Annotated in this window: 24 protein-coding genes; 15 read left to right on the forward strand and 9 right to left on the reverse strand. The window is 68.4% G+C overall.

Annotated elements, in window-relative coordinates; all coding sequences use genetic code 11:
- Positions 1 to 28 precede the first annotated feature (28 nt).
- Positions 29 to 898 carry a ferritin family protein gene (locus tag GO999_RS15190; RefSeq protein ID WP_011000272.1) on the reverse strand — a complete coding sequence of 290 codons (870 nt, stop codon included), beginning with the start codon at positions 896 to 898 and terminating at the stop codon, positions 29 to 31.
- 399 nt (positions 899 to 1,297) lie between these two features.
- Here GO999_RS15190 and GO999_RS15195 point away from each other — a divergent pair, with 399 nt between their 5' ends.
- Positions 1,298 to 1,999 (forward strand): glutathione peroxidase, encoded by a 702-nt coding sequence (locus GO999_RS15195; protein WP_016726563.1) that lies wholly within the window; start codon positions 1,298 to 1,300, stop codon positions 1,997 to 1,999.
- 8 nt (positions 2,000 to 2,007) lie between these two features.
- Here GO999_RS15195 and GO999_RS15200 read toward each other — a convergent pair whose 3' ends face one another.
- From GO999_RS15200 to GO999_RS15215, 4 genes are read right to left on the reverse strand one after another with little or no spacing between them, the layout of a single operon-like run.
- The gene (locus GO999_RS15200; RefSeq protein WP_011000270.1) at positions 2,008 to 3,183 is read right to left on the reverse strand and encodes a patatin-like phospholipase family protein; all 1,176 of its coding nucleotides are present in this window, start codon (positions 3,181 to 3,183) and stop codon (positions 2,008 to 2,010) included.
- A 27-nt stretch (positions 3,184 to 3,210) separates the two neighbouring features.
- Positions 3,211 to 4,095 carry a PhaM family polyhydroxyalkanoate granule multifunctional regulatory protein gene (locus GO999_RS15205; protein WP_211906358.1) on the reverse strand — a complete coding sequence of 295 codons (885 nt, stop codon included), beginning with the start codon at positions 4,093 to 4,095 and terminating at the stop codon, positions 3,211 to 3,213.
- 43 nt (positions 4,096 to 4,138) lie between these two features.
- Positions 4,139 to 4,957 (reverse strand): enoyl-CoA hydratase/isomerase family protein, encoded by an 819-nt coding sequence (locus tag GO999_RS15210; protein ID WP_011000268.1) that lies wholly within the window; start codon positions 4,955 to 4,957, stop codon positions 4,139 to 4,141.
- Positions 4,958 to 4,975: 18 nt separating this feature from the next.
- On the reverse strand, positions 4,976 to 5,266 hold the full coding sequence (locus tag GO999_RS15215) for a hypothetical protein (RefSeq protein ID WP_226951766.1): 291 nt from the start codon (positions 5,264 to 5,266) through the stop codon (positions 4,976 to 4,978).
- A 1-nt stretch (position 5,267) separates the two neighbouring features.
- Here GO999_RS15215 and GO999_RS15220 point away from each other — a divergent pair, with 1 nt between their 5' ends.
- On the forward strand, positions 5,268 to 6,155 hold the full coding sequence (locus GO999_RS15220; protein ID WP_011000266.1) for an IclR family transcriptional regulator: 888 nt from the start codon (positions 5,268 to 5,270) through the stop codon (positions 6,153 to 6,155).
- A 24-nt stretch (positions 6,156 to 6,179) separates the two neighbouring features.
- Here GO999_RS15220 and GO999_RS15225 read toward each other — a convergent pair whose 3' ends face one another.
- On the reverse strand, positions 6,180 to 7,172 hold the full coding sequence (locus GO999_RS15225) for a fumarylacetoacetate hydrolase family protein (RefSeq protein ID WP_071014401.1): 993 nt from the start codon (positions 7,170 to 7,172) through the stop codon (positions 6,180 to 6,182).
- An 84-nt stretch (positions 7,173 to 7,256) separates the two neighbouring features.
- On the opposite strand from GO999_RS15225, the gene GO999_RS15230 reads away from it, so the two are divergent.
- The 4 genes from GO999_RS15230 (at position 7,257) to GO999_RS15245 (ending at position 10,657) form a co-directional block, all read left to right on the forward strand.
- On the forward strand, positions 7,257 to 8,129 hold the full coding sequence (locus GO999_RS15230; RefSeq protein ID WP_016724203.1) for an IclR family transcriptional regulator: 873 nt from the start codon (positions 7,257 to 7,259) through the stop codon (positions 8,127 to 8,129).
- A complete protein-coding gene (locus tag GO999_RS15235) occupies positions 8,095 to 9,243 on the forward strand; it encodes a DUF3108 domain-containing protein (protein ID WP_019717450.1) in 1,149 nt (382 codons plus the stop codon). Before GO999_RS15230 ends, GO999_RS15235 begins: the two co-directional genes overlap by 35 nt.
- On the forward strand, positions 9,240 to 10,079 hold the full coding sequence (locus GO999_RS15240; RefSeq protein WP_071014409.1) for an alpha/beta fold hydrolase: 840 nt from the start codon (positions 9,240 to 9,242) through the stop codon (positions 10,077 to 10,079). Before GO999_RS15235 ends, GO999_RS15240 begins: the two co-directional genes overlap by 4 nt.
- A 320-nt stretch (positions 10,080 to 10,399) precedes the next feature.
- On the forward strand, positions 10,400 to 10,657 hold the full coding sequence (locus GO999_RS15245; protein ID WP_003264554.1) for a BTH_I0359 family protein: 258 nt from the start codon (positions 10,400 to 10,402) through the stop codon (positions 10,655 to 10,657).
- 133 nt (positions 10,658 to 10,790) lie between these two features.
- Here the strand turns inward: GO999_RS15245 and GO999_RS15250 are convergent, their stop codons facing one another.
- On the reverse strand, positions 10,791 to 11,183 hold the full coding sequence (locus tag GO999_RS15250) for a rhodanese-like domain-containing protein (protein ID WP_011000261.1): 393 nt from the start codon (positions 11,181 to 11,183) through the stop codon (positions 10,791 to 10,793).
- 141 nt (positions 11,184 to 11,324) lie between these two features.
- Here GO999_RS15250 and GO999_RS15255 point away from each other — a divergent pair, with 141 nt between their 5' ends.
- The 6 genes from GO999_RS15255 (at position 11,325) to GO999_RS15280 (ending at position 17,486) form a co-directional block, all read left to right on the forward strand.
- Positions 11,325 to 12,365 (forward strand): homocysteine S-methyltransferase family protein, encoded by a 1,041-nt coding sequence (locus GO999_RS15255; RefSeq protein ID WP_058908192.1) that lies wholly within the window; start codon positions 11,325 to 11,327, stop codon positions 12,363 to 12,365.
- 68 nt (positions 12,366 to 12,433) lie between these two features.
- A complete protein-coding gene (gene metH, locus GO999_RS15260) occupies positions 12,434 to 15,151 on the forward strand; it encodes a methionine synthase (protein ID WP_211906359.1) in 2,718 nt (905 codons plus the stop codon).
- A 245-nt stretch (positions 15,152 to 15,396) separates the two neighbouring features.
- On the forward strand, positions 15,397 to 15,783 hold the full coding sequence (locus GO999_RS15265) for a hypothetical protein (protein WP_016724197.1): 387 nt from the start codon (positions 15,397 to 15,399) through the stop codon (positions 15,781 to 15,783).
- 304 nt (positions 15,784 to 16,087) lie between these two features.
- Positions 16,088 to 16,720 carry a response regulator gene (locus GO999_RS15270; RefSeq protein ID WP_003278556.1) on the forward strand — a complete coding sequence of 211 codons (633 nt, stop codon included), beginning with the start codon at positions 16,088 to 16,090 and terminating at the stop codon, positions 16,718 to 16,720.
- Positions 16,721 to 16,834: 114 nt separating this feature from the next.
- Positions 16,835 to 17,275, forward strand: coding sequence for a response regulator (locus tag GO999_RS15275; protein WP_011000257.1), 441 nt, complete (start codon positions 16,835 to 16,837; stop codon positions 17,273 to 17,275).
- Between the two features lie 70 nt (positions 17,276 to 17,345).
- A complete protein-coding gene (locus GO999_RS15280) occupies positions 17,346 to 17,486 on the forward strand; it encodes an entericidin A/B family lipoprotein (RefSeq protein ID WP_003264564.1) in 141 nt (46 codons plus the stop codon).
- A 62-nt stretch (positions 17,487 to 17,548) separates the two neighbouring features.
- Here GO999_RS15280 and GO999_RS15285 read toward each other — a convergent pair whose 3' ends face one another.
- Positions 17,549 to 18,973, reverse strand: a complete 1,425-nt coding sequence (locus GO999_RS15285) for a sensor histidine kinase (RefSeq protein ID WP_011000256.1) — start codon at positions 18,971 to 18,973, stop codon at positions 17,549 to 17,551.
- 495 nt (positions 18,974 to 19,468) lie between these two features.
- On the reverse strand, positions 19,469 to 19,786 hold the full coding sequence (locus tag GO999_RS15290; protein ID WP_011000255.1) for a DUF1840 domain-containing protein: 318 nt from the start codon (positions 19,784 to 19,786) through the stop codon (positions 19,469 to 19,471).
- 179 nt (positions 19,787 to 19,965) lie between these two features.
- Here GO999_RS15290 and argS point away from each other — a divergent pair, with 179 nt between their 5' ends.
- From argS to GO999_RS15305, 3 genes are all read left to right on the forward strand, one after another.
- Entirely contained in the window at positions 19,966 to 21,768 is a 1,803-nt protein-coding gene (argS, locus tag GO999_RS15295) for an arginine--tRNA ligase (RefSeq protein WP_011000254.1), read from the forward strand.
- Positions 21,769 to 21,829: 61 nt separating this feature from the next.
- The gene (locus tag GO999_RS15300) at positions 21,830 to 22,540 is read left to right on the forward strand and encodes an SPOR domain-containing protein (RefSeq protein WP_019717445.1); all 711 of its coding nucleotides are present in this window, start codon (positions 21,830 to 21,832) and stop codon (positions 22,538 to 22,540) included.
- A gap of 101 nt (positions 22,541 to 22,641) precedes the next feature.
- Positions 22,642 to 23,298 (forward strand): thiol:disulfide interchange protein DsbA/DsbL, encoded by a 657-nt coding sequence (locus GO999_RS15305; RefSeq protein WP_011000252.1) that lies wholly within the window; start codon positions 22,642 to 22,644, stop codon positions 23,296 to 23,298.
- The last annotated feature ends 37 nt before the right edge of the window (positions 23,299 to 23,335 follow it).

Consider the following 23,335-nt stretch of genomic DNA (forward strand, 5'->3'; position numbering starts at 1 on the left):
TGGGCCGCTCAGTGGCAGGCGCCGGGCGTCAGGCCGGCTGCTCGGACGCGGGCGTGCCGGACTGGCCGACCAGGCGCGCGTTGAGGTCCTTGCGGTAGCGGTTCAGGTCCTGCACGGTCTCGAAGGTGCGCTCGAACAGCAGCGACATGTTGTGCAGGATGCGCTCGATCACCTTCTTTTCCCAGCCGGCGTCGAACTTGATCTGCTCGTCCAGCCAGTGCTCCAGCCAGTCCGGGTTGGGCAGGCGCGACTGCACCGTGTCCTGCGGGAACAGCGCCTTGTTGACGTGCAGGTTGGTCGGGTGCAGCGGCTTCTCGGTGCGGCGGGCGGAAGCCATCAGCACGCCGATCTTGGCGAACGCGCTGCGGGCGTTGTCGCCGAACTGACCCAGGTACTTCTTCATGTAGCGCAGGTAGGCGCCGCCGTGGCGGGCTTCGTCCTGCGACAGATGCTTGTAGATCGACTTGATGACCGGCTCGGTGTGCCACTCGGAAGCACGGCGGTACCAGTGGTTCAGGCGGATCTCGCCGCAGAAGTGCAGCATCAGCGTTTCCAGCGGCGGGGCCGGGTCGAATTCGAAGCGCACGTTGTGCAGCTCTTCTTCCGTCGGCACCAGGTCCGGGCGGAAGCGGCGCAGGTATTCCATCAGCACCAGCGAGTGCTTCTGTTCTTCAAAGAACCACACGCTCATGAACGCCGAGAAATCGGAATCGTGGCGATTGTCACGCAGGAACATCTCGGTGGCCGGCAGGGCGGACCACTCGGTGATGGCGTTCATCTTGATGGTCTGCGCCTGCGCATCGGTCAGGAGCGATGCGTCGAACTGGTCCCACGGAATATCCTTTTCCATATTCCAGCGGACCGCTTCCAACGACTTGAACAATTCGGGATAGAGCATGGTAAGCCTTTGAATTTGCAGGCGGATTCTAGCAGACAAGGTGACTGTCCCCGCTTTTTCATGTCTGCGGAGGCGTGAAACGCATCCGCCCGTTTCCTCTTGACAACAGGCCTGCCGGGACCACGGAATGTGACGTGTCTGGGCGACCCCCTCGGCGCGTCTTCCGCAGACACGCGGCCTCGCGGTGCGCCGCGATGTGCTGTAGCGGCGATCAGCCGCGCTTGTGGGGCGAAGCGGACCGGGTCGTCGCCCGGCGCTTCCCCAGTATAGGAAGGAAGTGCGACAGCGCCCGGTGGCGACAAGCAACGCCTGGCGCACTTCGCGCTGCGGCAGGTTCCGCGAGCGTTATACCCTAGACTGAAGACATTCCATGCACTGCCCGCGATTCCGGAGACTGCCATGTCGTCGCCTTCCCTCGCCGCGCCTGCCCTTGCCCGCGCACGCGACCGGCTCGCCCGCCGGCGCACTGCGGGCGTGCTGAGCCGGCATCACCTGCTGATCATCGCGATCGCCATCGTCATTGCGATCATCGCGCTGCTGCTGCCGCGCACCGGCCACGCGGCCGCCGGCGCCCAGGCCGCCCCGGCACCGCAGCCCGCCGCTGCGGGCCCCTGCCCAACCGCCCTCGATTTCCGCGTCAGGCGCCTGCAGGACGACGCGCCGCAGAACCTGTGCCAGTACGCCGGCCGCGTGGTGCTGGTGGTCAACACCGCCAGCTATTGCGGCTACACCTACCAGTACGAGGGGCTCGAAGCGCTGTACGCCAGGTTCCGCGACAAGGGACTGACCGTGCTGGGCTTCCCCTCCAACGACTTCGAGCAGGAGCCGGGCACCGGCAAGCAGATCGCCGACTTCTGCTACAACACGTACGGCGTGAAGTTCCCGATGTTCTCGAAGACCTCGGTGGTGGGGCCAGCGGCGGCGCCGCTCTACCACTGGCTCGCCCAGCAGACCGGGCAGCCACCCAAGTGGAACTTCCACAAGTACCTGCTGGACCGCAGCGGCCGCGTGGTGGCGGTGTACCCGAGCAAGGTCGAGCCGGGCGATCCGGCCCTCATCAAGCGCATCGACGCCCTGCTCGCCGAACCGGCGCCCCGCTGAGCGCCGGCTCAAGCCGCCATCGTGTCCGGCACCACACCGTACAGGAAGGCGGCCAGCTCGTCGCGGCGGGCCAGCGCATCGCGCTCGCCGAGGTCGATCAGCTCACGGGTGAACTCCGGCTCGAACAGCAGATAGCTGGCGAAGGCCGCGCCGCGCGCCTCGGTGCCGCCCAGCGGCCTGAGCAGCGCGCGCACGGTGCCGGGCAGCCGCTGCACATGGCGGGCGGCGATCAGCTCGATGCGCTCGGACGGCGACATCACCAGCACTTCGATCTTGCGCCATCCGTCGCGCGCATCGGCGATCTCGGGGTTGCGGCTGACCATGGCGTTGACGTGCTGCAGCCGCTCGATGTCGGCCGACAGCCCGTCGAGGAACACGCTCGCCAGCGCCTGCCCCGCCACCTGCGCCAGCGACGGGTAGCCCGATGCCGGCACCGTGTCGTACCACCCCGGCTGCTGGCGCGAGGCCGCCCCCACCACGAGGATGCGGCTCGCGCCCAGGTGGATGGCGGGCGACAGCGGCGACATCTGCCGCATCGTGCCGTCGCCGAACCATTCGTCGTTGCCCTCGAGCTGCACGGGCTCGGCGGGAAACAGGAAAGGGATGCTCGACGAGGCCAGCAGGTGCGGCACGCCGATCGTGTCGGTCACGGCGATCCGCTGCGAGCGCCGCCACGGCAGCACGACATGCGGCGACTGATAGAACGTGACATGGCGCCCCGTGGTGTAGCTGAGGGCCGTGACCGCCAGCGCGCGCAGGGCGCCGGCATCGAAGGCTGCCTGCAGTTGCTGCGCATCGTGCTGCTCCAGCAGCAGTTCGCGCAGCGGCGTGTTGTCGAACAGGGCGCGCGGGGTGCGGCCGGTCATCCAGCCGAAGGCCAGCGCCGTCAGCCAGCGCGCGCCGCTGGCGCCAACGCGGCCGACATCGGTGCGGTACACGCGGTCGGCATGGAGCTTGGCCCACAGTTGCACCAGCGCCTCGGTGGCCTGCAGGAAATCCTGTGCGCCGCGCGCCAGCCCGACGCCGTTGATGGCGCCGGCCGACGTTCCGCAGATCACGTCGAACGGCGAGCCCACCGCATCCGGCGCACACTCGCGCGCCAGCCGCGCGATGCCGCGCAGCACGCCCGCCTGGTAGGCGGCGCGCGATCCGCCTCCCATCAACAGTAGCGCGGTCGAATCCATGCGTGCGGGTTGGTGCAAGCGCGAGGATCAGGACGCATCGGATGTCGGCTTGGGCGCGGCGGCCTTGACCGGGGCCTTCTTCTTCGCGGCCGCCTTCCCGGCGGGCTTGGGCGACGCGGGCGCTTTCGCGCGCTTGCCGGCCGGGGCCTTGGCGGGCTTGGCCGCGGTCTTGGGCGCCGCCTTGGCGGACGCGCCGGCCGGCGCGCGACGCTTGCCGCCCGCTGCACCACCCTCGCCTTCGATATCTTCGGGCGCGCTGTCCAGCCCCTCGGCGCCGGGCGCGCCGCCAAAGCCGGGGAAGCCGCCCGGGAAGCCCGGCATCAAGTCCTGCGGCATCGGCATGGCCGCTGCCGCGGAACTGGCGATCTGGTTGAACTGCTGCTGCAGCAGGTTCCACCACGGCGACGGATCGAGCGCCGCCGCAGCCGCCCGCGCGGCAGCCTGCGCCTGCGCTTCGACCTGCGCGGCGGCCTCGGCCCGGGCGGCCGGTGCCTCGGCTTCGGTCCGGTCCGGCCTGGCGGCCGTGGACGTATGCGGCCATGCCGGCTTGGGCTCCGGCTCCGCGGCGGCCTCGGCGGCCGGCGCCTCGCTGCCGGAGAAATTGTCGAACGCGGCCCGCACGGCTTCGGGCGACAGCGCCGAGCCGAAGGTCTGCAGGGCGACCAGCGTGGCGCGCTGCACCTCCAGCCCCTGGATGGCGGTGCGCAGCAGGCTGGCGTTGAGCTGCAGCCAGCTTTCCACCGCGCGCAGGTCGTGGATGCGCTTGTCGAGCTCCTCCAGATCCATCGGCGGCGCGGCAAAATTGGCCATGCCGGGCATCCCGCCGCCGGTCATGCCGGCGAACCCGCCGCCCCAGAGCTTGCGCAGGAATTCGAAGCCGCCTTCGGCGAAGTTGGGCATCTGCGTGAACATGGTGTGGTGTCTCCTACCTGGAAATCGTTTTTGAACGCCGCGCTCAGGCGGCATCGAAGTCGGGCGGCCGCTTCTGGCGCAGGCTGGCAATGCCCTCGCGCACATCCGGCCCGGCAAACCCCATGAATTCGAGCGCCAGCGAGGTATCGAAGGTGGGCCCGGCCAGGCGCAACCAGCTGTTGAGCGCGTACTTGGTCCAGCGGATGGCCGTCTGCGAACCCGCCGCCAGCCGCTCGGCGATCTCGAAGGCGCGGTTGACCAGCTCCGCCTCCGGCACCGCCAGGGACACCAGCCCGATCCGCTCGGCCTCCTCGCCCGACACCGATTCGCACAGCAGCAGGTAATACTTGGCCTTGGCCATGCCGCACAGCAGCGGCCAGACGATCGCAGCATGGTCCCCGGCCGCCACGCCCAGCCGGGTATGGCCGTCGACGATGCGCGCGTCCCGGGCCGCGATCGAGATATCCGCCAGCAAGCCGGCCACCAGCCCCGCGCCCACCGCCGGGCCATGCATGGCGCTGACAACGGGCTTGTCGCAGTTGACGAGGTTGTAGACCAGGTCGCGCGCCTCGTGCCAGACGCGGGTGCGCACCTCGAAGTCATCGGCCATCTGCTCGACCAGGTGCAGGTCGCCGCCGGCCGAAAAGCCCCGGCCCTCGCCGCGGATCAGCGCCACGCGCACCGATGGCTCGGCCGACACGTCGCGCCAGATCTCGGCCAGCTCGCGATGCAGACCGGCGTCGGCGGTGGACAGCTTGCGGTTGGCCGACTGCGCCGCCCCCATCACGATCTCGAGGATGGGGCCGTGCTGCACGAGCGTCAGCGCCTGGTAACGGGCAAAGCGTGGGGCGAGCGAGTTCATGGCGTGGCGGAATGTGCATCAAGCATAGCGGATCGGGAAGACTTCCGGCTTGGGCACCGCCCCGTCCATGTGGAAGCGGTGCCCGGCCACCCGGAAGGTGCCGTAGCCGAGAGCCTCGACATGGCGAGCCTGAGCGATGACGTCCGCGTGCAGTTGGGTCAGACTGCGAGGGCCGTCCGGATCATGGTCCTGCACGGAAAAGAGCAACAGCCTCACGGCATCCCCCGTGCTTCCGCGATGCAAGACCGCCGCATCGGTTGTATCTTCTTCCGTAACGCGTATCTTAGAAAGTGACACCCAGGGCTTCAAGATGCCTCTCGACGACGATCTCCCGGCCGACGCCGCCGCGCCGGACAGCGCCCCGGCCGAACGTGCCGGCACCGGCATCCAGTCCGCCGAGATCGCGCTGACGGTGCTGTCGGCCATGGCTCGCACCGGCGGCGCGCACGCCGTCTCCGAACTCGGCCGCCAATTGGGCATGCCCCGCGCCAAGGTGCACCGCTACCTGGTGTCGCTCGAACGCATGGGCTTCGTCGAGCAGGACCCCGCCTCCGCGCGCTATCGCCTCGGCACGCAGGCGCTGCAGGTGGGGCTGTCCGCCCTGACCGACGTCGATTTCGTGCGCGAAGGCAGCCTCATGCTGCCCAAGCTGGCCGAGCGCCTGAACGAAAGCGTGTTCCTGTCGGTGTGGAGCGAGCGCGGACCGGTCATCGTGCGCTGGGAAGACGGCGACAAGCCGGTCACGATCAATGTGCGCGTCGGCTCGGTGATGCCGCTGCTGAATTCGGCCACCGGCCAGGCCTGCGCGGCATGGATGCCGGAAACCCAGATCGCCCCGCTGATCGACCGCGAGCTGCACGGCCCGGGCGCGGCCCGCGTCGGCCTGACCGACTGGCTGAACTGCCGCGCCCGCTGGCAGGCCGTGCGGCACGAGGGCGTGGCGCGCATCACCGGCACGCTGGTCCACGGCATCAACTCCGTGGCCGTGCCGGTGCTGGATGCGCAAGGCAGGCTGGCCGGCGCGATCACCGCGCTGGGGTTGTCCAGCGTGTTCGACGCCGACGAAGGCGGCGCGCCCGCGCGGCTGCTGCGCGAAGCCGGCCGGGCGCTGTCGCTGCGCCTGGGCTACCACGGCCACGCGCTGACGGCCGGGGCCGCCGTGCCGGCCAAGCGGGGACGCCGACCGGCGCCGGCGTAACCGTCCGGACCGGCACCGCGTGCCTCATCGCTGCGCGTCGGGCGCCATCACTTCCTGGTCGATCGCGCCGAAGACCGAAGCGCCGTTGCCGTCGAACATCTCGATCTTCACGGTATCGCCATAGCGCATGAACTCCGTGACGGGCGCGCCGGCATCGATCGTCTCCAGCATGCGCTTCTCGGCGATGCAGCAGTAGCCCTTGCCGCGGTCCGCGTTGGAGATCGTGCCCGAGCCGACGATGCTGCCCGCGCGCACGTTGCGCGTCTTGCAGATGTGCGCGATCAGCTGGCCGAAGTCGAACACCATGTCGATGCCGCAGTCGGGCTGGCCGACCTTCTTGCTGTTCCAGTGCACCGTCATCGGCAGATGCACCTTGCGCTCGCGCCACGCGTCGCCGAGCTCGTCGGGCGTCACCGCCACCGGCGAGAACGCCGTGGCCGGCTTGCTCTGGAAGAAACCGAAGCCCTTGGCCAGCTCAGCGGGAATCAGATTGCGCAGCGACACATCGTTGGCCAGCATGACCAGGCGGATGGCCTCGCCGGCCGCGGCGGGCCCGGTGCCCATCGGCACGTCGCCGGTGATGACCGCCACCTCGGCTTCGAAATCGATGCCGAAGGCCTCGCTGCGGCAGACGATGGGATCGTGCGGGCCGGCCAGATCGTCCGAGCCGCCCTGGTACATCAGCGGATCGGTCCGGAACTCGGGCGGCATCTCGGCGCCCCGGGCCTTGCGCACCAGCTCCACGTGGTTGAGGTAGGCCGAGCCGTCGGCCCACTGGTAGGCACGCGGCAGCGGCGCCATGCAGTTGGCCGGCACGAAGGGGAACGGATGCCGGGCGCGGCCGGTGTTGAGCTGCTCGTACAGCGCCTGCAGCTGCGGCGCATGGAAGGACCAGTCGTCGAGCGCGCGCTGCAGCGTCCCGGCGATGTGGGTGGCGAAGTGCGCGGTCTTCAGGTCGCGCGACACCACGGCCAGCTGGCCGTCGCGCGAGCCATCCTTGAGGGTGGCGAGTTTCATATCGGTACAAGGGCGGGAACAGGCTGCGCGGATGCTACACCATGCATCGGCTACACTGACCCGAACCGACCGTCCCGCACCGCCATGCCCCGCCCCACGCCGCCCGCCGACGCCGATCCGGACCTGGATCCCGAAGCCGACTCCGCAGCGGACGCGCCCGCGCGCACGGGCATCCAGTCCATCGAAGTCGGCTTCCGCCTGCTCGATGTGCTCGCGCGCAGCAACGGCCCGATGATGCTGCGCGATCTCGCGCGCGCCGCGCCGATGAACCCGGCCAAGGCGCACCGCTACCTGGTCAGCTTCGCGCGCCTGGGACTGGTCACGCAGACGCCCGAGGGCCGCTACGACCTCGGCCCCTTCGCCAGCGAAATGGGGCTGGTGAGCCTGAACCGGCAGGACCCGATGCGCCGCGCCCGCCCCGCCGCCGCCGCGCTGCGCGACGAGATCGACCACACCATCGGCCTGGCCGTATGGGGCAACCAGGGGCCGGCCATCGTCCACTGGGAAGAGGCCAGCCAACCGATCACCGTCAGCCTGCGCCTGGGCGACATCATGCCCATGCTCAACTCGGCCACCGGCCGCGTGTTTGGCGCCTACCTGCCGCGCGCGCAGACGCTGCCTTTCATCCAGCGCGAACTGGACGCGCTGGCCGCCGCCGGTGCCACGGCGGGCAACCCCGAGCACCCGCGCACGCTGCAAGCGTACGATGCCCTCTGCGCCGAAGTGCGCGCGTGCGGCGTGTCGCGCATCCATGGCGGCGTGCTGCCGGGCATCAATGCGATGTCCCTGCCGGTGTTCGACGCCAACGGCCAGCTGTGCCTGGCGCTGCTCGCCCTGGGTGCCCAGAGCACATTCGATACCACGGCCGACGGCCCGCTGGAGCGGCGCTTGCGGCAGGCCGTACAACAGCTTTCCGCCGATCTTGGATACGTTCCGCTCCACCACCCGCAATCCTGACGCGCCGGGCACCGGCACGCGCACACGCCGCTGGCGGCGCTGGGGCGTGGTGGCGCTGGCCGCGCTGCTGGCGCACGGCATCGCGGTGATCTGGGTCGCGCGCAGCCACCAGGTGACGTGGCCGCCCGCCCCCGAGCAGGTCGTGCCGACCCTGCTGCTGCAGCCGGAGCCCGTGCATCCGCCAGCCCCGCCCGCACCGGCATCCGTGGCAGCCAAGCCGCGGCCGCCCGCGCCGCGCCCCCATCCGCAGCACGCGCCGACACCAACACCGGAGCCGGCACCAACGGTGCCTGACATGGCAGACACCGAACTGCCGGAACTCACCGGCACCGGCGCCCAGGCATCGGCGGATACCGGCGTGGTCACCGATCTCGGCGCCGAACGCCCCGATGCGCCCGCCGCGCCGCCCGGCCCCGGCTTCGCGCTGCCGCCCTCGGCCACCCTGCACTACGCCACCTACGTCAACGGCGTGCGCAACGAAAACGGCATGATCCGCTGGGCCACCGACGGCAAGACTTACACGCTGGCCGTCGAGATTCCACTACCGCTGTTCTTCGGCGCGCTGGCCTTCCGCAGCACCGGGAACGTCGACGCCTTCGGCCTGGCGCCGCTGCGCTACGAGGAAGTGCGCGGACGCCGACAGCCGGACGTCACCACCTTCCACCGCACCGTCGATCCCGCTCCCGCCTCCGGCACGCCGGGCAGTCCGGTCATCACATTCACCCGGAGCCCTTCGGTGCTGCCGCTGCCCAACGGCGTCCAGGACCGCTTCAGTGTCTTCCTGCAGCTGACCGGACTGGGCCGGGGCAATCCGTCACGGCTGGCCAGCCAGGGAGTGACGCTCGACATGCCCATCGCCGACACCGACAGCGTGGAGCTCGCGCGCGTGCAGCGCGTCGGCGAAGACATGGTCGACACGCCGGACGGCGCAGTCCGCGCGGAGCACTTCGTGCGGCTGCCGCGCCGCGAGGGCGATGCGCGCCGTGTCGAGATCTGGCTCGCCCCCGAGCGCGGCTGGCTGCCGGTGCGCCTGCGCCAGACCGAACCCAGCGGCATGCAGTTCGAGCTCGTCTACCTGTCTCAGGACACCGCCCCCAACGGAGCCACACCATGACCGCAGACGCCATCACCGAATCGGGCCACGCCGATGCCAACGGCATCCGCATCCGCTACCGCATCGACGGCGCGGACGGGCCGTGGATCATGCTCGCGCACGCGCTCGGCGTGGACCACCAGATGTGGGACAGCATCGCGCACCGCCTCGCGTCGCGCCACCGGGTCCTGCGCTACGACGCGCGCGGCCATGGCGGCACGACGGCGCCGCACGGCGCGTACACGCTGTTCCAGATGGCCGACGACGCGGCCGGCCTGCTCGATGCGCTGTCGATCCCGCAGGTCCATTTCGTCGGGCTGTCGATGGGCGGCATGGTGGCGCAGATCCTGGGCGTACGGCACCCGCAGCGGCTGCTGTCGCTGACCCTGTGCGACACGGTCTGCCATACGCCCGTTGCCGCGCACGCCATGTGGGATGACCGCATCGGCCAGGTCGAGGCGCACGGCATGGCCGGCATCGTCGAGCCGACCCTGCAGCGCTGGCTGACCACGCCGTTCCGCGAAGCGCATCCCGAGGTGGCCGCGCGCATCCGCGCGCTGCTGCTGGCCACCCCGCCGCAAGGCTATGTCGGCGCCTGCCTTGCCATCAAAGCGCTCGACACGCGCGATGCGCTGCCGCGCATTGCCTGCCCGGCCCTCGTGGTGGTCGGCGAAGACGACGCGGGCGCGCCGCCCGACGTCGCGCGCGCGATCGCCGGAAGCCTGCCGAACGCGCGTCTGAAAGTGATGCCGCATGCGGCCCACCTGGCTCCCATCGAACAGGAGGAGGCCTTCCTCACCGATCTGGACGAGTTCCTCGGGCACGCGGGATGCGGCAGTCAGTGCGAGACGCCCTGAAGCGTCGCCGCACGCGATCGAGCTACAGGCGCCGCGCACACGGCGCGCTGTCCACCGGTCGGATGGAGGATGCGCGCTTGCGTCTTTCGGGGCAGAGGCGGAAAGGTCTTGTTACGCGATCGCAACGGGCGTCACACATTGGACCTCGCGTTTGCGAACTTTGTGGCCAATTATTAAGCCCAAGGGATAGATGGGGCAGAAACGGGCCGACGGCGCGGGACCGATCACCCTTGAAGTCTCGGCCTCGGGCCCCATCTACCCGGTGCAGTGTTTGAGCAGTCCAACAACAGCAACACGATGTTTCCGCCCGGAGGTGCACCATGCAAATGATCTACAACAGCGACAACTACTGCGTTGTCGAATTCGGTGCCGACGGTCAACACGCCACCCTGTCCGCTGGCGGCTACGAAATCGTGGACAAGAACCTCAAGCGCGAGATCTTCCTCGGCGGCGAACTCGCCGAGCATTTCCGCGAGGACGTGAAGCGGTTGATCGCCAGCGAGCCGACGGTCGAAGAGGTGGATGCCTTCCTCGGCAAGTTCGACACGGTAATGATGCAGCCGGTGGTCATGCACTGACAGGACATCGCGGCGGCGCACGCTGCGCCGCCAGGGGCCGGCCCGTCCGGCCCACGAAAAAACGCCCGGGCCTTGGCGGCTGCGGGCGTTTTTTCCTTTGCGGGCAGGCGGCTATCGGCGCCATAGGCGCCGGCTAACACTGCTCCCACGGCAGACCGGCATGCCGCCAGCCGTTGAGCGTGTTGCGATGCCGCGTCGCATCCAGGTCGCCCTCGAAGCCGTGGCGGACCACATAGACCTCGCGGAAGCCCGCCGCTTCCAGCGCCTGCGCGGCCGCCGCCGAGCGGTTGCCGCTGCGGCAGATCAGCACGATCGGCCGGTCGATGCCGTGGCCGGACAGCTTGCGCACCGTCGGCACGAACTCCGGATTGATCTCCCAGTGCGGGCCATCGTTCCATGCCGCGTGGTGCGAGCCGGCCGGGTGGCCGACGAACAGGTGCTCCATCTCGCTGCGGCAATCGATGAAGAGCGCGGCGGGCGTTCGCTGCAGGAAAACGTGGGCGTCGGCGGGGTCGAGCAGTTGCATGATTGCATCAACGTGAAGGGGGTGATTGCAATTATAGGAGCGCGGCTCCCGGCAATGCCGTCAAGTCCTTGATGCGACTGGTAAAATTCGCCTTTGGCCGCAAATTCGATCGCTTGCCCGGCCAACCTATCGGAGTCCTCCATGACCGCGCCCCTGCCCTACACCCGTGCCGCCAACCTGCCCGCGCTGCTGCGCGAGCGCATCCTGATCCTGGACGGCGCGATGGGCACCATGATCCAGCGCTACAAGCTGACCGAGGCGCAATACCGCGGCGAGCGCTTCGCCAGCCATCCGGTGGACGTGAAGGGCAACAACGAACTGCTGCTGCTGACGCGCCCCGAGGTCATCCGCGAGATCCACGAGCAGTACCTGGCCGCGGGCGCGGACCTGATCGAGACCAACACCTTCGGCGCCACCACCGTCGCGCAGGAAGACTACAAGATGGCGGAGCTGGCCTACGAGATGAACGTGGTCGCCGCCCGCCTGGCACGCGAGGCCTGCGACAAGTACGGCACGCCGGACAAGCCCCGCTTCGTGGCCGGTGCCTTCGGCCCGACGCCCAAGACCGCCAGCATCTCGCCCGACGTCAACGACCCGGGCGCGCGCAACATCAGCTTCGACCAGCTGCGCGACGCCTACTACGAACAGGGCAAGGCACTGCTCGAAGGCGGCGCCGATGTCTTCCTGGTCGAGACCATCTTCGACACGCTCAACGCCAAGGCCGCGCTGTTCGCCATCGACCAGCTCTTCGAAGACTCCGGCGAGCGCGTGCCCGTGATGATCTCCGGCACCGTCACCGACGCTTCGGGCCGCATCCTGTCGGGCCAGACCGTCGAAGCGTTCTGGAACAGCCTGCGCCATGCCAAGCCGATCACCTTCGGCCTGAACTGCGCGCTGGGCGCCGCGTTGATGCGCCCGTACATCGCCGAGCTGGCCAAGATCTGCGACACCGCCGTCTCGTGCTACCCCAACGCCGGCCTGCCCAACCCGATGAGCGACACCGGCTTCGACGAAACGCCCGAGGTCACCTCCAGCCTGGTCGACGAATTCGCGGCCGCCGGCCTGGTGAACCTGGTCGGCGGCTGCTGCGGCACCACGCCCGAGCACATCCGGGCGATCGCCGAGCGCGTGGCGCAGCGCAAGCCGCGCGCGTGGCCAGGCCAGTACCGCGAAGCCGCCTGAGACCCAGCCCCACGGCAACCCGTTGAAGCCGGGCGACCACGCCCCCGCACGACCGAACCCCGCACACCATGACCGACCACCTCATGCGCCTCTCCGGCCTCGAACCGTTCAACATCGGCGAGGACACGCTGTTCGTCAACGTCGGCGAACGCACCAACGTCACCGGATCCAAGGCGTTCGCGCGCATGATCCTCAACAGCCAGTTCGACGAGGCGCTCGCCGTGGCACGCCAGCAGGTCGAGAACGGCGCGCAGGTCATCGACATCAACATGGACGAGGCCATGCTCGACTCCAAGGCGGCGATGGTGCGCTTCCTGAACCTGATCGCATCGGAGCCGGACATCGCGCGCGTGCCGATCATGATCGACTCGTCCAAGTGGGAGGTGATCGAGGCCGGCCTGAAGTGCGTGCAGGGCAAGGCCATCGTCAACTCGATCTCGCTCAAGGAAGGCGAGGCACAGTTCGCCCACCACGCCAAGCTGATCAAGCGCTACGGCGCCGCCGCCGTGGTGATGGCCTTCGACGAGCAGGGCCAGGCCGACACGTTCGCGCGCAAGACCGAGATCTGCAAGCGCAGCTATGACTTCCTCGTGAACCAGGTCGGCTTTGCGCCGGAAGACATCATCTTCGATCCGAACATCTTCGCGGTCGCCACCGGCATCGAGGAGCACAACAACTACGCCGTCGACTTCATCGAGGCCACGCGCTGGATCAAGCAGAAATTGCCGCACGCCAAGGTGAGCGGCGGCGTGTCGAACGTCTCGTTCTCGTTCCGCGGCAACGACGTGGTGCGCGAGGCCATCCACACCGTGTTCCTGTACCACGCCATCGGTGCGGGCATGGACATGGGCATCGTCAACGCGGGCCAGTTGGGCGTGTACGAGAACCTCGACCCCGAACTGCGCGAGCGCGTGGAAGACGTGGTGCTCAACCGCCGCCCGGATGCGACCGACCGCCTGCTGGAAATTGCCGACCGCTACAAGGGCGGCGGCGCCAAGCGCGAGGAGAACCTCGCCTGGCGCCAGGAGCCGGTGGAAAAGCGCCTGGCCCACGCGCTCGTGCACGGCATCACCGACTACGTGGTCGAAGACACCGAGGAAGTTCGCCAGAAGATCTTTGCCGCCGGCGGCCGCCCGATCCAGGTGATCGAGGGCCCGCTGATGGACGGCATGAACATCGTCGGCGATCTGTTCGGCGCGGGCAAGATGTTCCTGCCGCAGGTGGTGAAATCCGCCCGCGTGATGAAGCAGGCGGTGGCCCACCTGATCCCGTTCATCGAGGAAGAGAAGCGGCAGATCGCGGCCGCCGGCGGCGACGTGCGCTCGCGCGGCAAGATCGTCATCGCCACCGTGAAGGGCGACGTGCACGACATCGGCAAGAACATCGTCACCGTCGTGCTCCAGTGCAACAACTTCGAAGTCGTGAACATGGGCGTGATGGTCCCGTGCAACGAGATCCTGGCCAAGGCGAAGGTCGAGGGCGCGGACATCATCGGCCTGTCGGGCCTGATCACACCGTCGCTGGAAGAGATGGCCTACGTGGCCTCCGAGATGCAGCGCGACGAGTACTTCCGCGTGAAGAAGATCCCGCTGCTGATCGGTGGCGCGACCACGAGCCGCGTGCACACCGCCGTAAAGATCGCGCCCAATTACGAAGGCCCGGTCGTGTACGTGCCCGACGCCTCGCGCTCGGTGAGCGTGGCCTCCAGCCTGCTGTCCGACGAGGCCGCCGCGCGCTACATCGAAGAGCTGCACGCCGACTACGACCGCATCCGCACCCAGCACGCCAGCAAGAAAGCCATGCCGATGGTGTCGCTGGCCGCCGCGCGCGCCAACAAGACCCGGATCGACTGGTCGAACTACACGCCGCCCAAGCCCAAGTTCGTCGGCCGCCGCGTGTTCCGCAACTACGACCTGAACGAGCTCGCGCAGTACATCGACTGGGGCCCGTTCTTCCAGACGTGGGACCTGGCCGGCAAATTCCCCGACATCCTCAACGACGCGATCGTCGGCGAATCGGCCCGCCGCGTGTTCTCCGACGGCAAGAGCATGCTCGCGCGCCTGATCGCCGGACGCTGGCTGACGGCCAACGGCGTGATCGCGCTGCTGCCGGCCAACACCGTCAACGACGACGACATCGAGATCTACACCGACGAGACCCGCTCGGAAGTCGCCCTCACCTGGCGCAACATCCGCCAGCAGAGCGAGCGCCCGATCATCGACGGCGTGATGCGCCCGAACCGCTGCCTGGCGGACTTCATCGCCCCCAAGGACACCGGCATCGCCGATTACATCGGCCTCTTCGCGGTGACGGGCGGCATCGGGGTCGACAAGCGCGAAGCCGCCTTCGAAGCCGACCACGACGACTACAGCGCGATCATGCTCAAGGCCCTGGCCGACCGCTTCGCCGAAGCCTTCGCCGAGTGCCTGCACGCCCGTGTGCGCCGCGACCTGTGGGGCTACGCGCCGGACGAAACGCTCGACAACGACGCGCTGATCCGCGAGGAATACCGCGGCATCCGCCCGGCGCCCGGCTACCCGGCCTGCCCGGAGCACACCGTCAAGCGCAACCTGTTCCGCGTGCTCGACGCGCAGGAGATCGGCATGAACCTGACCGAGGCGCTGGCGATGACACCGGCCGCGTCGGTCTCGGGCTTCCAGCTGTCGCACCCGGACAGCACGTACTTCACGATCGGCAAGATCGGCCAGGACCAGGTGGACGACATGGCCGCGCGCAGCGGGGAAGACCGCCGCAATGTGGAGCGCGCCCTGGCACCCAACCTGTAAATCTGTGACAAGACGTTTAAGACATGGCGACCGGATCGCCATGTCCGTCATCCCGCCAAGCCGCGCCGGCATTGGGTTGCGGGGCGTTTCAAGCGGTTGCCGTCCGATATTACAAAGGCTTACACCCCCTAACAGTCGTAACCATGGAGCGTCCCCTAGACTGAACGCTCACTCACCGCACCGACACAGAGTGAAGCCGCGACGAATCCCTCGCGTGGCCGTCCAGAACGAAAGGAGTCTCTTCCATGAACAAGCTGCTGCTCTCCCTGTCCGCCATCGCCATCGCTGCTGCTTCGGCCTACGCCAATGCGCAAACCCCGTCGGCCGACGTCGGCGCCTCGCTGCAGACCAACGGCACGGCTGCCGTCGCTCCGGCGCAAGGCTCCGCCGGCCTGGGCCTGAAGGCCGACACCGGTGCCAAGGTGGGCACCGACGCCGTGAAGAGCCAACTGAGCGACAAGGCCGAGCAAGGCGCCAAGGCCGTGCACGAGCACAAGGCACATGGTGAGAAGCTGGCCCGCAAGGCGACCGAGAAGGCCGGCCACGTCGTCAAGGGCGCCAAGACCGAAGCCACCGGCGGCGCGAGCGTCGACGCCAGCGTCAGCGGTGGCGCAGCCACGCAGACCAAGTAATCCCGACAGACCGGCCGGGCTCCGGCCCGGCGCTGCGGCATCCACGGGGCGGAACCATCCGCCCCGTTCTGTTTTCCGATGTTCTTTTCAGCGGCCGCCGGCATCCGGAAGGGCCATCGCCAGTGTTGTGATTCACGCACATCCGAGAGCGTCGACGGCAGCGCTGAGCGATACCGTGCCCGCGGCCCATGCGGACCGCTCCGGTTTGACGCCACAGTCCGATACAATCGCTGTCGTATCGAACCAACAAGCACGGCGCATGCGCGCGGGAACGCCGCCGCACGCGACGTCGACAAGGAGCAGCATGATTCGCGTCCTGATTGCGGACGACCATGAAATCGTCCGCGCCGGTCTTCGGCAGTTCCTGTCGGAAGAGCGGGACATCGAAGTGGCGGGGGAGGCGGCCAGCGGGGAAGAGGTGATGGAGCAACTGCGCACCGGAACCTTCGACGTGGTGGTTCTGGACATCTCCATGCCCGACCGCAACGGCATCGACACGCTCAAGCTGGTACGGCAGCGTCACCCGGACCTGCCGGTGCTGATCCTGTCCACCTTTCCGGAAGACCAGTACGCGATCAACCTGATCCGGGCCGGCGCCTCGGGCTACCTGACCAAGGAAAGCGCGCCGGACGAACTCGTCAAGGCCATCCGCACCGTCTCGCAAGGGCGCCGTTACGTGAGCCCGACGGTCGCCGAACTGCTGATCGGCGGGCTGGAGAAGCCGACCGACCAGCCGCTGCACCAGACCCTGTCCAAGCGCGAATTCCAGATCTTCTGCAAGCTGGCGCGTGGCCAATCGGTCTCGATCATCGCCGAAGAGTTGTTCCTGAGCGTCAAGACGGTCAGCACGTACCGCACCCGCATCCTGGAAAAGATGGGCATGAAGTCGAACGCCGACCTGACGTATTACGCCATCAAGAACGGACTGGTGGAATGACGCCGCTGCGGCCGAACGGTGGGGCCCCGAGACCCCGGCATCGGCCGCAAACCCTGTTGGCATGTAGGACAACATCCGATAGCACCCACTAAACCCGCTGGCTACCATCAACGCATGCTGGATCAAGCCGTCACCCTCTCCACCCGTGGCTTGCGCGTCCTGTTGATCGAGGATTCCCCCGTGCTGCGCGGCATGGTGCTGGAGTACCTCAAGGCCTCCGCCTTCGTGGCGGTGGTGGAATGGGCAGACACGGAAGACCTGGCACTGCGCCTGCTGGCGCAAGGCCACTACGACGTCGTCATCGTGGACCTGCAACTGCGCCAGGGAAACGGCTTCAAGGTGCTGCAGTCGCTGCGCGACCAGGCGTCGCCGAGCGTGCGCATCGTCTACACCAACCACGCCCAGGTGCCGACCTACCGGCAGCGCTGCTTCGAAGCGGGCGCCAACTATTTCTTCGACAAATCGCTCGAGCTCGACAAGGTGTTCGAGGTCATCGAAGAGCGCGCGGGCATGGTCCGCCCGCGTCCGCAGGCGGACCATCACCCCCACCACTGAGCGGCACGGGCATCGTCCCGGACGGCATCCCCATCCCTCATCCCTTTTCCCCACGACCGAGGAGTCTGCGATGAAAACCCTGTGTGCCGTCTTCGCCCTGTCCTGCATGCTGCTGGCCGGCTGCAACACCATGGCCGGCGCCGGCAAGGACATCCAGAGCGGCGGCCAGAAACTGGAAAACGCCGCCGACAACGCCAAGCAGAAGATGTAAGCCGCCTCGGGCGGTATGACGAACAGGCCCCGCTACGGGGCTTTTTTATTGGGCGGCGCGCATCAGACCAGCGCGTTGCCCTTGCCTGCCAAGGGAATGTCCCCTGCCGGCCCGTTGCCGGCATCGCCGCGGTCGACCACCGCATCGGTCGGCGGCAGCTCGACGATGATGGTGACACCGCCGCCCGGCGTCGAGTCGATCGTCAGTGTGCCGCCCAGCGCGATGGCGCGCTGCTCCATGCCCAGCAGGCCATGATGGCCAACCATGCGCCGGCGCTCGAGGTCGGCCGGGAAGCCGCGGCCGTTGTCGCGCACGCGCAGCCGCACGCCCTCCTCGCTCGCATCCAGCGCCACGGAGACGATGGTCGCGTGCGCATACTTCGAGGCGTTGGTCAGCGACTCCTGCACGATGCGGTACAGCGCGATGGCCGCGTCGTCGGTGAGCTTGGGCATCTCGTCGGGCAGGCTGACCTCGGTCTGCCACTGATTGCGCGTGCCGACGTCTTCGGTCAGCTGCGTGATGGCCTCGGCCAGGCCCAGATTGAGCAGGATGGTCGGCCGCAGGTCTTCGATCAGGCGGCGCTTGATCTGGATGCCCTGGTCGACGTGGGCCATCACGCGCGTGATCTTGTCCGCCACGGCCGGCTCGGAGACCGTGATGCGCGAGCGCAGCCAGTGCAGGTCCATCTTGGTGGCGGTCAGGAGGGCGCCCAGCTCATCGTGCAGTTCGCGCGCCAGGCGCGTCTTCTCGTCCTCGGTCACACGCTGCAGGTGGGCGGCGAGGTCCGACAGCTGCCGCGTGCGCTCGCGCACCATGCGGTCGAGCTTCTGGCTTTCCTCTTCGAGCTTGTCGCGCTCCCGCTCGGTGGCGGCCAGGCGCCTGGCGTGCTGCATGCCCAGCACCACCAGCAGGATGATGTTGACCGCGGTGATCAGCGCGATGCCGTAGCGCGACAGCGCCAGATCGCGCTCGGCGTGCTCCAGGCTGCGCGCCACCGTACCGATCTCGCGCTGGCGCAGCCGGTCCAGGCCCTGGCGCACCGCCTCCATCGACGCCTTGCCGAAATCCGTGCGGATCAGGTCCAGCGCCACCTCCAGGTCGCGCTTGCCGTAGATCAGCGTGAGCTCCATCTCGGTGAGCTTGCGGCTGACCTGCAGCGCGGTATCGGAGAACAGCTTCAGCGCTTCGGGGTCGTTGGCGTAGTGGTCGCGGATTTCCGCCATCAGCGCGTGGATGTGCGGGATGGCCTTGTTGTAGGGATCGAGGTACTCGTCCTTGCCCGTGAGCAGGAAGCCGCGCTGGCCGGCCTCCGCGTTGACGAGTTCGGCGAGCAGTTCATTGATGGCGGTTTCGGCCTGCTGCGACTGGATCACCTGCCGGTAGCCCTGGCTCAAGCGAATGTTGCCCGTCTCGGACGCAATCAGCACGCCCAGCGTCAGCAGGATGCCGCCGGCAAGCAGCAGGGTGGAGCGCAGAGATGACCGCATGGCACGCAGACCGTGAGCAACGCGTCAGGCCGCCCGGCGCGGCGCGCGTTTGTGTGTGTTTTTTATAGCAAATCGCATCATACCTCCAGGCGGTCGGGGCGACACCTGTGGACAACCCGCTGTGCCGGGCTCGCCGCATATGCCGGCAAGCCCGTTGCAGGCCCTGCCGCCGGCGCCGCGAGCCTTGCCGGAATCCTGTGCGTCGTCTTCGCGATGCCTGTGTCGTGCGGACTGTTCCGGGTCCGGGCGCATCGCCATCGCGAGCGACCCGGGCAAGACCCGCGGCCCGGCGACCGCGCTCCCGTGATGCGGTGCGTGCCGGATGGGGTGCTGACGATGGTGGAAACAGCACGCGGAAGTGTTGTCCGGCGGGGCCGCGCTCGGATACGGCGGCATCGGCGAGTGCCGTCGGCGGTCTTCCCGTGCCCAGCCCGCTTGTGGCCGGACGCCCGGACCGCCCTGGCGGGCAGCCGGGCATGGCGTTGCGTCCGGGGCTCAGACGCCCCACATGACGTTGGCGTTCTCCTGCAGCGACTCCTCCAGCATGTGGAGCAGCGGGTAGGCACGCTGGCCGAGATGCGGCGGCTCGTCCTCCTCCTCGTCGGGCTGGGCCGACAGCTCGGCCACCTGGATGTGCGCGTGGTGCGTGTCGTCCTTGATGGCGCGCTTGAGGCGCTCGATGGCGTGCGGCATCTCTTCGGGCGTGATGACGCCGCGTTCGCCCAGCGTCTTGCCGATCACGCCCAGCAGCACCATGGCGAGATCCTTCTGCATGGAGAACTTTTGCGAAGCGTGCGAAGTAAAGGTGATCATGGTTTCGGTCTTCCCGTGGTTGGGTCGTAGGGTTACCGCCGCTGGCCGGGGCACAGGCGGATCAGGCTCAGACCGCGGCTCACCTGATAAAATTTCGTACTTTTCCCCGAACAACGCAACTGGTCGCGCCGGAACTGGATTTCAAACGGTTCCGACACGGCCGGCGTCATGGCTTTCCTATGCTGCCCTCCCACAAACAGACGATCTCCCAACTGCTGTCCGACGCCGTCGGCACCCTGCTGCCGGAAGGCACGAACCGACCGGAAATCGTCCTGGAGCGCCCCAAGCAGGCCGCGCACGGCGACATCGCGTGCAACGTCGCGCTGCAGCTGGCCAAGCCGCTGGGCACCAATCCGCGCGAACTCGCCAACCGCATCGCCGACGGCATCCGCGCCGATGCGCGCGGCCAGCGGCTCGTCTCGGCGGTGGAAATCGCCGGCCCGGGCTTCATCAACCTGCGCCTGTCGCCCACCGCCCGCACCGATGTGCTCGCCGCCGTGTTCGCCGAGGGCGACCGCTACGGTGCCGCCGACCTCCATGACGGCGCGCCGGTGCTGGTGGAGTTCGTCTCGGCCAACCCGACCGGCCCGCTGCACGTCGGCCACGGCCGCCAGGCGGCGCTGGGCGATGCGCTGGCCGCCCTGCTGGAGTGGCAGGGCCACAAGGTCCATCGCGAGTTCTACTACAACGATGCGGGCGTGCAGATCCACAACCTGGCCGTCTCGGTGCAGGCCCGTGCGCGCGGCTTCAAGCCGGGCGACACCGGCTGGCCCGAGGCCGCCTACAACGGCGACTACATCGCCGACATCGCCGCCGACTACCTCGCCGGCAAGACCGTGCGCGCCTCCGACGGCGAGCCGGTGACCGGCGCGCGCGACGTGGAGAACATCGAGGCCATCCGCCGGTTCGCCGTCACGTACCTGCGCAACGAACAGGACATCGACCTGCAGGCCTTCGGGGTGAAGTTCGACCACTACTACCTCGAATCGTCGCTGTACGCCGACGGCAAGGTGCAGCAGACCGTCGATGCGCTGATCGCCGCCGGCAAGACCTATGAGCAGGAGGGCGCGCTGTGGCTGCGCACCACCGACGACGGCGACGACAAGGACCGCGTGATGCGCAAGTCCGACGGCAGCTACACCTACTTCGTGCCGGACGTGGCCTACCACACCACCAAGTGGGGGCGCGGCTTCACGCAGGTCATCAACGTGCAGGGCAGCGACCACCACGGCACCATCGCCCGTGTGCGCGCCGGCCTGCAGGGCCTGGATCTCGGCATCCCCAAGGGCTACCCCGACTACGTCCTGCACAAGATGGTGACGGTGATGAAGGACGGCGCCGAGGTGAAGATCTCCAAGCGCGCCGGCTCCTACGTGACCGTGCGCGACCTGATCGAATGGAGCAACGGCGACGCCGAGTCCGAAGCCGGCGTCGACACCATCCGCGCCTGCGTCGAATCGGGCGCGCCGAACTGGCCCGGGCGCTTCACGCGCGGCCGCGATGCGGTGCGCTTCTTCCTGCTGTCGCGCAAGGCGGATACGGAATTCGTCTTTGACGTGGACCTGGCGCTCAAGCAGAGCGACGAGAACCCGGTGTACTACGTGCAATACGCCCACGCCCGGATCTGCTCGGTGTTCGAGCAGTGGCATGCGCGCGAGGGCGGCGACGCGGCTTCGCTCGCCGGGGCCGACCTGGCCGCCGTGGCGGGCCCGGAAGCCAGCCCGCAGGCCGTCGCGCTGGTCCAGCGCATCGCCGCCTTCCCGGACATGCTGGCCGACGCCGCCCGCGAACTGGCGCCGCACGCCGTCGCCTTCTACCTGCGCGACCTGGCGGGCGACTTCCACGCCTTCTACAACGCCGACCGCGTGCTGGTGGACGATGACGCCGTCAAGCGTGCCCGCCTGGCGCTGCTGGCGGCCACGCGCCAGGTGCTGCGCAACGGCCTGGCGGTGATCGGTGTCTCGGCACCGCAAAAGATGTGAGGCGCACGACTGCCCGCCACACGGCGCTCTTATAATCGTCGGCGCATCTAGAAGGATCGACATGGCACGCAATACGCAATCTTCCCGTGCCCGCTCGCAGCGGGGCGGCACGTTCCTGGGCCTGGTGCTCGGCCTGATCGTCGGGCTGGCGATCGCCGTGGTGGTGGCGGTATACATCACCAAGGCGCCGGTGCCGTTCGTCTCGCGCAACGGTGCGCAACCCAAGCCGAGCGAGCCGGGCAGCGTGGTCAATCCGCTGCCGGCTCCGGTCCAGCCGGCCCCGCAGGCGAGCGCCCCGCCGGCCGACCCGAACGCTCCGCTGTGGAGCCGCGTGCCGGCCAAGCCGGTCGACCAGGTGCCCGAGCCGAACCAGCCGGGCACCCAGCCGGCCTCCCAGGCCCCGGCCACGCCCAAGCCGGCCGAGCCGGGCAGCAGCGTCGCGATGCAGCGCCCGCCCAAACCGGTCACCCCCGCGCCGGCCGAGAAGCCGGTGGCCGACCCGATCGCCGAGATTGCCCGCCAGGATGCGGCCAAGACCGGCTACTTCCTGCAAGTGGGCGCTTACGATTCCGCCGAATACGCCGAGCGCCAGAAAGGCAACCTCGCCATGCAGGGCTTCGAGGCCAAGGTCACGCAGCGCGAGGTGAACGGCAGCACCAAATACCGCGTCCGCCTGGGGCCGTTCAATTCGCTGGACGAGATGACAGCCGTGCGCTCGCGCCTGCAGGCCAGCGGTGTCGAATCCACGGTGATCCGCTTCGCACGGCAATGACGTCAAAAATGACATGGCGCCGCCTGAACCCGATGCGGCGGCGCCGGTCAGAAGCCTGAGGATCGGGTCACCGATCGCCTTTGCTCCATTTCCATTCCACCATGAAAAAACTCGCTGCTTTCCTGATTGCCCTCGCTACCGGCGCCGGCTTCCTGATGACCGCTCCCGCCCAGGCCGCCCCGACGGCCGGCAAGGAATATAAAGTGCTGCAAACGCCGCAGCCCGTGGCGGCCGGCAAGATCGAAGTGACGGAGTTCTTCTGGTACGGCTGCCCGCACTGCTACGATTTCGAGAACACCTGGACGGCGTGGGTCGCCAAGCAGGGCAAGGACGTGGTGATCAAGCGCGTGCCGGTTGCCTTCAACGCCAAGCTGGAACCGCATACCCGGATCTACTACGCGCTGGAAGCGCTGGGCAAGCTGGAGGCCAAGGACGCCAGCGGCCGCACCCTGCATGACCGCGTGTTCGACCAACTGCACAAGAACTACCGCTCGATGTCGGAGCCCGATCAGATCGCCGACTTCATGGCGGCCAACGGCGTGGACCGCAAGGCCTTCCTGGACGCCTACAACTCGTTCGGCGTGAACGCCAATACCAAGCGCGCCGCGCAGCTGGCGGACCAGTACAAGATCGAAGGCGTGCCGACCGTCGTGGTGCAGGGCAAGTACACCACCTCGCCTGCGGATGCGGGCAGCAACGTGGGCGCCGCCCAGACGCTCGACTACGTCGTCCAGCAGGTGCGCGACCACAAGATGTGATGGAAGGCCGCGTCCGGAGCCTGAGCCCCGGGCGCGA

It is taken from the genome of Ralstonia nicotianae, assembly GCF_018243235.1.
GTDB classification, from domain to species: Bacteria; Pseudomonadota; Gammaproteobacteria; order Burkholderiales; family Burkholderiaceae; genus Ralstonia; species Ralstonia nicotianae.